The following is a 9,331-nucleotide window of genomic DNA, read 5'->3' as shown; positions in this document are numbered from 1 at the left end:
ACACCATCAAGGGCAACACCGACGCCATGCTGGCCCGCGAGGAGACCATCTCCTCCCCCATCATGAAGGAGGACATGAACAAGATCCTGCCCATCATCAACACCTCCGGCTCGGACTCCGCCATGCTGGACAACGCCCTCGAGTTCATGGTGATGAACGGCATGGATCTGCCGCTGGCCGTCATGATCACGATCCCCGAGCCGTGGGAGAACAACAAGAACATCAGCCAGAAAAAGCGGGATTTCTACCAGTATTACGCCACCATGCTGGAGCCGTGGGACGGCCCGGCGGCCATCCTCTTCTCCGACGGCGACGTGGTGGGTGCGGTGCTGGACCGCAACGGCCTGCGTCCCAGCCGGTACTACATCACCAAGGATGGCCGGATGATCCTTTCCTCCGAGGTGGGCGTGCTGCCCTGTGAGCCGGAGAACATTCTGGTAAAGGATCGTCTCCGCCCCGGCAAGATGCTGCTGGTGGACACCCTCAAGGGCGAGGTCGTGGACGACGAAAAGCTGAAGGAGTACTACGCCAGCCGCGAGCCTTACGGCGAGTGGATCGACCGCAACCTCGTCCAGCTGAAAGACCTCAAGATCCCCAATGTCAAGACCCCCAGCTATACCGGCGACGACCTGCTGCGTCTGCAGAAGGTGTTCGGCTACAAGTACGAGGACATCAGCACCCTCATCCTGCCGATGGCGCGTCAGGGCGCAGAGCCTTCCGGCGCAATGGGCACCGATACTCCGCTGGCCGTCCTCAGCGGCCAGCACCCCCCGCTCTTCAACTACTTCAAGCAGCGGTTCGCGCAGGTGACGAACCCGCCCATCGACGCCATCCGTGAGAAGGTCGTTACCTCCACCAGCGTCTATGTGGGCGCACACGGCAACCTGCTGGAGGATAAGCCCGAGAACTGCAAGGTGCTCAAGGTCCACAACCCCATCCTCACCTCCACCGACCTTCTCCGCATCAAGTACATGAATGTGCCGGGCTTCAAGGTGTCCACGGTCTCCATCAACTACTACAAGAACACCAGCCTCGAAAAAGCCATCGACCGCGTCTTCCTCGAGGTGGACCGTGCCTACAAAGAGGGCGCGAACATCATCATCCTGTCCGACCGGGACATCGACGAGTACCATGTCGCCATCCCCAGCCTGCTGGCGGTGTCGGCTGTGTCCCAGTACCTCATCCGCACTAAGAAGAGCACCGCACTGGCCCTCATCCTCGAGAGCGCCGAGCCGCACGAGGTGCACCACTTCGCCGCCCTGCTGGGCTACGGTGCCTGCGCCGTCAACCCCTATCTGGCCCATGAGACCATCGGCCAGCTCATCGATGACGGCCTGCTGGACAAGGACTATTACGCCGCTGTGGACGACTACAACAAGGCTGTGCTGGGCGGCATCGTGAAGATCGCCTCCAAGATGGGCATTTCCACCATCCAGAGCTACCAGAGCAGCCAGATCTTTGAGGCCGTCGGCATCTCCAAGGACGTCATCGACAAGTACTTCACCGGCACGGTCAGCCGCGTGGGCGGCATCGGCCTCGAAGACATTCAGGCAGACGTGGAGGCTCTCCACAACGCCGCCTTCGACCCGCTGGGCCTCGACATCAATATGCAGCTGGAGGACGGCGGTGCCCACAAGTTCCGCAGCGGCAAGGAAGAGCACCTGTTCAACCCTCAGACCATCCACCTGTTCCAGAAGGCCTGCTTCACCGGCGACTACGACACCTTCAAGCAGTTCACCCACACTGTGGACAACATGGGCAGGAACGGCGTCCATCTGCGCAGCCTGCTGGACTTCAACTACGCCCCCGACGGCGGCATCCCGCTGGACGAGGTGGAGCCGGTCAGCTCCATCGTCAAGCGGTTCAAGGCTGCAGCCATGAGCTACGGCGCACTGAGCAGCGAGGCCCACAAGACCATCGCCATTGCCCTGAACCGCCTCGGCGGCCGGAGCAACACCGGCGAGGGCGGCGAGCCGGAAGAGCGCTATCACAGCGAGAGCAATTCCAAGATCAAGCAGGTGGCCTCTGCCCGCTTCGGCGTCACCAGCAAATACCTCGTCTCCGCCGAGGAGATCCAGATCAAGCTGGCACAGGGCGCAAAGCCCGGCGAGGGCGGCAACCTGCCCGGCGCGAAGGTGTATCCGTGGATCGCCAAGACCCGCCACAGCACCACCGGCGTGGGCCTCATCTCTCCCCCGCCCCACCATGACATCTACTCCATTGAGGACCTTGCAGAGCTGATTTATGACCTCAAAAACGCCAACCGTCACGCAAACATCAACGTCAAGCTGGTGAGCGAGGCCGGTGTCGGCACCATCGCAGCCGGTGTGGCCAAGGGCGGCGCACAGGTCATCCTCGTCTCGGGCTATGACGGCGGCACTGGCGCTGCGCCCCGCAACTCCATCAAGGACGCTGGTCTGCCTTGGGAGCTGGGCATCGCCGAGACCCACCAGACCCTGATCCTGAACGGCCTGCGCACCCGCGTGCGCATCGAGAGCGACTCCAAGCTCCTCTCCGGCCGGGATGTCGCCATCAGCTGTATGCTGGGCGCGGAGGAATTCGGCTTCGGCACCTCCCTGCTGATGACCATGGGCTGCGTGATGATGCGTGTCTGCAACCTCGACACCTGCCCCATGGGCATCTGCACCCAGAACCCCGAGCTGCGCAAGCATTTCCGCGGCAAGCCCGAATACATCATCAACTACCTGACCTTCGTGGCGCAGGAGCTGCGGGAGTACATGGCAAAGCTGGGCATCCGCACCATCGACGAGCTGGTGGGCCGCACCGACCTGCTCCACGTCAAGCCCGCTCCTGCCGGAAGCCGTCTGGCCAAGATGGACCTCGACTGCATCCTGCACAACCCCGCCATCGTCAACAGCAACGTCCACTTCCAGAAAGAGGATACCTATGACTTCCATCTGGAAGACACGCTGGACATGAAGGTGCTGATGAAGAAGTTCAAGCTGTCCAGCAAGCCCCCCCAGAGCGTCAAGCTGGAGGTCTCCAACACCGACCGCGCCTTTGGCGCCATCTTCGGCAGCGAGATCACCCGCAAGTATGGCGGCGACCTGCCGGATGACGTCTACACCGTCCACTGCACCGGCGCAGGCGGCCAGAGCTTCGGCGCGTTCATCCCCAAGGGCCTGACCCTTGAGCTGACCGGCGACTGCAACGACTACATGGGCAAGGGTCTGTCCGGCGGCAAGCTCATCGTCCGCCCGCCCGAGGGCATCACCTTCAAGCCCGAGGACAACATCATCATCGGCAACGTGGCCCTCTACGGTGCCACCAGCGGCAAGACCTTCGTCTCCGGCGTGGCCGGTGAGCGCTTCTGTGTCCGCAACTCGGGCGCTGTGGCCGTCGTCGAGGGCGTGGGCGACCACGGCTGCGAGTATATGACCGGCGGCACCGTCGTCGTTCTGGGTCATACCGGCAAGAACTTCGCGGCCGGTATGACCGGCGGCATCGCCTATGTGCTGGACGAGAACTGGGACTTCTACCAGCGGGTGAACAAGGAGACCGTCAGCCTCGAGCCGGTGGAGCACAAATACGATGTCGCCACCCTGAAGGAGCTGATCCGGGAGCACGTCGAGCTGACCGGCTCGCCCCGAGGCAAGGAGATCCTGGACAACTTCAGCGAGTTCCTGCCCAAGTTCAAGAAAGTTCTCCCCTACGACTACGACCATATGCTGCGGGTCATCGCCTCCATGGAGGAGCGGGGTCTCGATGGCGAGCAGGCGCAGATCGAAGCATTCTACGCCGTGCAGAAGAAGAAGTAAGGAGGGGACCATCATGGCAAAACTCACTGGTTTTATGGATTACGCGCGCAAGACCAGCACGGATGTTCCGCCGCTGGAGCGCATCGAGAATTTCAACGAATTTCACATCTGGCTCTCCCGGGAGGAGCAGCAGACGCAGGCGGCACGCTGCATGGACTGCGGCGTTCCCTTCTGTCAGGCCGGCATGATGATCGGCGGCATGGCCTCCGGCTGCCCCCTGAACAACCTCATCCCGGAGTGGAACGACCTCGTGTATCAGGGCAAGTGGGAGCTGGCACTCCGCCGTCTGCGGGCCACCAATCGTTTCCCGGAGTTCACGAGCCGGGTCTGCCCGGCCCTCTGCGAAGCCGCCTGCACCTGCGGCGATGTGACCGGCAGCAGCGTCACCGTCCGGGAGAACGAGCACGCCATCGTGGAGACGGGCTACGCCAAGGGCTGGCTCCACGCCGCCCCGCCCCCGGCCCGCACCGGCAAGAGCGTGGCCGTCATCGGCAGCGGCCCCTCGGGCCTGTCGGTGGCCGAGTACCTCAACATCCGCGGCCACGCCGTCACCGTTTTTGAGCGGGCCGACCGGGTGGGCGGTCTGCTGATGTACGGCATCCCCAACATGAAGCTGGACAAATCCGTCATCAAGCGCCGCATCAAGATCATGCAGGCCGAAGGCGTGGAGTTCCGCACCAACATGGACGTGGGCGGGGCCGTGGATGCCGCCGAGCTGCTCAAGAGCTACGACGCCATCGTCCTCTGCTGCGGCGCAAAGAAGGCCCGGGACCTGAACGTCCCCGGCCGGGATGCCAAGGGCGTCCATCTCGCGGTGGACTACCTCACCAGCGTGACCAAGAGCCTGCTGGACAGCAGCTTTGCCGACGGCAAGGCCATCAGCGCCGCAGGTAAGAATGTCCTCGTCATCGGCGGCGGCGACACCGGCAACGACTGTCAGGGCACGGCCCTGCGGCAGGGCTGCACCGACCTGATGGCGCTGGAGATGATGCCCCAGCCCCCGAAGGAGCGTGCTGCGAACAATCCGTGGCCCGAGTGGCCCCGGGTGCTGAAGGTGGACTACGGCCAGACCGAGTGCCTCGCCAAGTTCGGCAAGGACCCCCGCGTTTACCAGACTACTGTAAAGGAGTTCCTGAAGGACGAGGCCGGAAATCTGACCGGCGCGGTCATCTCCTATCTGAAGCCCCAGCGCGACCCCGACACCGGCCGCACCAGCATGGTGCCCACCGGCGAGGAGTTCACCTACGACTGCCAGCTGGCTTTCATCGCCGCCGGTTTCGTGGGCTGTGAGGACTATGTCGCTGAGGCATTCGGCGTGGAGCGGAACGCCCGGGGCAATGTGGCCGACCAGAGCTTCCGCACCAATGTGGATAAGGTCTTCGTCTGCGGCGATATGCGCCGGGGCCAGAGCCTCGTCGTCTGGGGCCTGCGAGAGGGCCGCGACTGTGCCGCCGAGGTAGACCGCTATCTGATGGGTTACACCAACCTGTGACCCCCCTACTTCTGACATTCTCTTTCCTATCCTAAACAGAAACGGGAGCTTTCCTTTGCGGGAGGCTCCCGTTTCTGTTTCTCCAGTTTCCCGATTTCACAAAGCTTTCACAGTTAGCGCGTTCTATCCGCTTGCAAAAGATACCCCTAAGTGGTAAAATCAAGTCATCGGGAGGCTTACCCCCGCAGGGTACGTCCTCCTACATTGAACTACCCGGAAAGGAGCTATCTGCTATGACTGATGCTGAAAAGAAGCCCTGCTGCGCCGCTGCGCCTGCCGAAAAGGACACTGCCCCCTCCTGCTGCCGCCACAAGGACCGCACTCCCGAGGAGTACCGTGCCCTCGTCAACCGACTGAGCCGCATCGAGGGTCAGGTGCGCGGGATCCGCGCAATGGTGGAAAAGGATGTTTACTGCACCGATATTCTGGTGCAGGTGGCGGCGGTGAACGCTGCACTGAACGGCTTTTCGAAGGAGCTGCTGGGCCAGCACGTCCGCACCTGCGTGGCTGACGACCTGCGGGATGGCAGCAGTGAAAAACTGGATGAGCTGCTGACCCTGCTGCCTAAGCTCATGAAATGACCCCCTTCCGGGCATCTTATGCAGCGGAAAGGAATCTGCAATGGAACAATACAATGTCACGGGCATGAGCTGCGCGGCCTGCTCTGCCCGGGTGGAAAAGGCCGTAAAGAAGGTGCCGGGCGTCACGAGCTGCTCGGTGAGCCTGCTGACCAACTCTATGGGCGTGGAGGGCACTGCCTCCCCTGCCGCCATCATCTCGGCGGTACAGGAGGCGGGCTATGGTGCAAGCCCGAAGTCGGACGCCGCCCATAAGGCATCGGACACCAATGCCGACCTCGACGCACTGGCCGACCACGAGACCCCCAAGCTCAAGCGCCGTCTCATCGCCTCGCTGGGCTTCCTGCTGGTGCTGATGTACTTCTCGATGGGCCACATGATGTGGGGCTGGCCCCTGCCTCACTGGTTCGACGGCAACCACATCGCCATGGGCCTTGTCCAGCTGATCCTGGCTGGTATCGTCATGGTCATCAACCAGAAGTTTTTCATCAGCGGCTTCAAAGGCCTTATCCACGGTGCCCCCAACATGGATACGCTGGTGGCCCTCGGCTCCATGGCAAGCTATGTGTGGAGCACCTACGCCCTCTTTGCCATGACCGACGCCCAGCTCCACGGCAATGACGCGCTGGTCATGCACTATATGATGGAGTTCTACTTCGAGTCGGCCGCCATGATATTGACCCTCATCACGGTGGGCAAGATGCTGGAAGCACGCTCCAAGGGCAAGACCACCGACGCCCTCAAGAGCCTGATGAAGCTGGCCCCAAAGACCGCCACGCTGGTACGGGACGGCGCGGAAGTGACCGTCTCCATCGCCGACGTGCAGAAGGGCGACATCTTCGTCGTCCGCCCCGGCGAGAACATCCCTGTGGACGGCTTGGTGCTGGAGGGCGTCAGCGCCGTGAACGAGAGTGCCCTGACCGGCGAGAGCATCCCGGTGGACAAGGCCGCAGGCGACAGGGTCAGCGCCGCTACCACCAATCAGTCGGGCTTCCTCCGCTGCGAGGCTACCCGCGTGGGCGAGGACACTACCCTGTCCCAGATCATCAAGATGGTCAGCGATGCCGCCGCCACTAAGGCTCCCATCGCCAAGATCGCCGACACCGTATCGGGCTACTTTGTCCCGGCGGTCATCTCCATCGCCGTCCTCACCACCATCGTCTGGCTCCTGCTGGGCCGTGAGCTGGGCTATGCGCTGGCCCGGGGCATTTCTGTATTGGTCATCAGTTGCCCCTGCGCGCTGGGTCTTGCGACCCCCGTGGCCATCATGGTGGGCAACGGTCTCGGCGCAAAGAACGGTATCCTCTTCAAGACCGCCGCCTCGCTGGAAGCCGCAGGCCGCACTCAGATCGTGGCGCTGGACAAGACCGGCACCATCACCGAGGGTGCGCCCCGGGTCACTGACCTGCTGCCCGCCGAGGGCGTCTCTGAGACCGAGCTGCTGACGCTGGCCGCCGCACTGGAAAGCCGCAGCGAGCATCCGCTGGCCAAGGCCGTTCTGGCCTACTCCGAGGCAAAGGCCATCACGCCTCCGACGGTCACAGACTTTGCGGCCCTGCCGGGCAACGGTCTGGCCGCAAAGCTGGACGGCGTGGACATCTTCGGCGGCAGCACATCCTTTATCCAGTCGAAGCTTTCCCTGCCTGCCACACTGACACAACAGGCCGAACAGCTGGCCGCTGAGGGCAAGACGCCCCTCTTCTTCGGCGGCGCAGGCCATCTGCTGGGCGTCATCGCCGTGGCCGACACCATTAAGGCGGACAGCCCCGAGGCCATCCGGCAGCTCCAGAATATGGGCATCCGGGTGGTGATGCTCACCGGCGACAACCAGCGCACCGCCGACGCCATTGGCCGACAGGCGGGCGTGGACGAAGTCATCGCGGGCGTCCTGCCCGACGGCAAGGAGGCTGTCATCCGCCAGCTTCAGGCCAGCGGCAAGGTAGCCATGGTAGGCGACGGCATCAACGACGCCCCTGCCCTGACCCGTGCTGACACTGGCATCGCCATTGGCGCAGGCACCGATGTGGCCATCGACGCCGCCGATGTCGTCCTGATGAACTCCAGACTCTCGGATGTGCCCGCCGCCATCCGTCTCAGCCGCGCTGCCCTGCGGAACATCCACGAGAACCTGTTCTGGGCGTTCATCTACAACATCATCGGCATCCCGCTGGCAGCGGGTCTGTTCATCCCCTTCGGCCTGACGCTGAACCCCATGTTCGGTGCTGCCGCCATGAGCCTGTCCAGCTTCTGCGTCGTGAGCAACGCCCTGCGGCTGAATCTGTTCGACCTGCACAGCACCAAGCACGACCACAAAAAAGCTTCCTCCGCAGCTGTCTCTGCACAGTCTGCGGCAGAAAATAATACGCCATCGGACACCGAAGCGCCCGATGGCAAAATGGAGGACGATCCCATGAAAAAGACCCTGAATGTTGAAGGCATGATGTGCTGCCACTGTGAGGCCCGTGTGAAGAAGGCTCTCGAGGCCATCCCCGGCGTCTCTGAAGCCGTGGCAAGTCACACCGACGGCACCGCCGTCGTCACCCTGACCGAGGATGTTGCCGACGACGTGCTCAAGAATGCAGTCGAGGCACAGGACTATAAAGTCACCGGCATCCAGTAAGCCATAAGACGCCAAAAAAGCCAGCGCACGGCTTGTGCACTGGCTTTTTTTGTTATGCTTCAGATCACGGAGTCAGACGGTTGGGGCCGCGGAACAGGAACTCGGCGTCCTTGATGCTCAGGCCGCAGAGCAGCATGGTCAGGCGGTCGATGCCCAGACCGAAGCCGCCGTGCGGGGGGCAGCCATACTGGAAGAACTCCAGATAGAACTTGACGTCGTCGGCCAGACCCTTTTCCTCTGCCTGCTTCTTCAGCACCTCATAGCGGTGCTCACGCTGTGCGCCGGTGGTGATCTCCACGCCGCGCCAGATGAGGTCATAGCCCTGCGGCACGCCGTTCTCGTCGCGCATATGGTAGAATGCACGCTTCTCGGCGGAGTAGTCGGTGATGAACAGGAACTCGTGGCCGTAGTGCTTCTTGACCCAGTCGTAGCTCAGGCGCTCGGCCTCGGTGGTCAGGTCGCCCTTCTCGGACTCATCGACGGTGTAGCCGAACTCCTCTTCCAGAGCTTTGTACAGGTCAGCCAGCTTGACCACGGGGAACGGAGTGGTGGGAACGACGACTTCCTGACCAAACAGCTCCTTGATCTGGTCGCCGTACTGCTCCTTGACGGCCTTGAGGCCGGCAGTCAGCAGCTCCTCCTCCATCTTCATGACGTCCTTGTAGGAGGTGATGTAGCTGAACTCGAGGTCAAAGCCGGAGAACTCGGTGGAGTGCTTGTTGGTGTAGCTCTTCTCAGCGCGGAAGACGGGGCCGGTCTCGAAGATGCGCTCGAAGCCGGCAGCCATTGCCATCTGCTTGTAGAACTGCGGGCTTTGGGCCAGATCGGCCGCACCGGCCTCCTGCTCCAGCAGCACCCCGGT

5 protein-coding genes are annotated in these 9,331 nt (G+C 62.6%); 4 read left to right on the top strand and 1 reads right to left on the bottom strand.

All coding sequences use genetic code 11. The annotated features are described in order from the left end of the window. The 4 genes from gltB to ACT8X9_RS11635 form a co-directional block, all read left to right on the top strand. Positions 1–3,779 (top strand): glutamate synthase large subunit (gltB, locus tag ACT8X9_RS11650; RefSeq protein WP_444269095.1); only part of this gene is annotated, 3,779 nt, incomplete at its 5' end. Positions 3,780–3,792: 13 nt separating this feature from the next. Then, positions 3,793–5,271 carry a glutamate synthase subunit beta gene (locus ACT8X9_RS11645; protein ID WP_444269094.1) on the top strand — a complete coding sequence of 493 codons (1,479 nt, stop codon included), beginning with the start codon at positions 3,793–3,795 and terminating at the stop codon, positions 5,269–5,271. Positions 5,272–5,504: 233 nt separating this feature from the next. Continuing rightward, on the top strand, positions 5,505–5,852 hold the full coding sequence (locus tag ACT8X9_RS11640; protein ID WP_444269093.1) for a metal-sensing transcriptional repressor: 348 nt from the start codon (positions 5,505–5,507) through the stop codon (positions 5,850–5,852). A 40-nt stretch (positions 5,853–5,892) separates the two neighbouring features. Then, positions 5,893–8,469, top strand: coding sequence for a heavy metal translocating P-type ATPase (locus ACT8X9_RS11635; protein WP_444269092.1), 2,577 nt, complete (start codon positions 5,893–5,895; stop codon positions 8,467–8,469). 64 nt (positions 8,470–8,533) lie between these two features. On the opposite strand, the gene ACT8X9_RS11630 is transcribed toward ACT8X9_RS11635, so the two are convergent. Then, positions 8,534–9,331 (bottom strand): amino acid--tRNA ligase-related protein (locus ACT8X9_RS11630; protein ID WP_444269091.1); only part of this gene is annotated, 798 nt, incomplete at its 5' end.

The sequence above is a fragment of the Faecalibacterium sp. genome, from assembly GCF_052358865.1.
Taxonomy (GTDB): Bacteria; Bacillota; Clostridia; order Oscillospirales; family Ruminococcaceae; genus Faecalibacterium; species Faecalibacterium butyricigenerans.
This window is presented reverse-complemented; position numbering and strand designations above follow the sequence as displayed.

Excerpts from the sequence above, each read along its gene's own strand:
- ACT8X9_RS11645 (WP_444269094.1), top strand. The coding sequence starts at position 3,793 with ATGGCAAAACTCACTGGTTTTATGGATTACGCGCGCAAGACCAGCACG.
- ACT8X9_RS11640 (WP_444269093.1), top strand. The coding sequence starts at position 5,505 with ATGACTGATGCTGAAAAGAAGCCCTGCTGCGCCGCTGCGCCTGCCGAA.
- ACT8X9_RS11635 (WP_444269092.1), top strand. The coding sequence starts at position 5,893 with ATGGAACAATACAATGTCACGGGCATGAGCTGCGCGGCCTGCTCTGCC.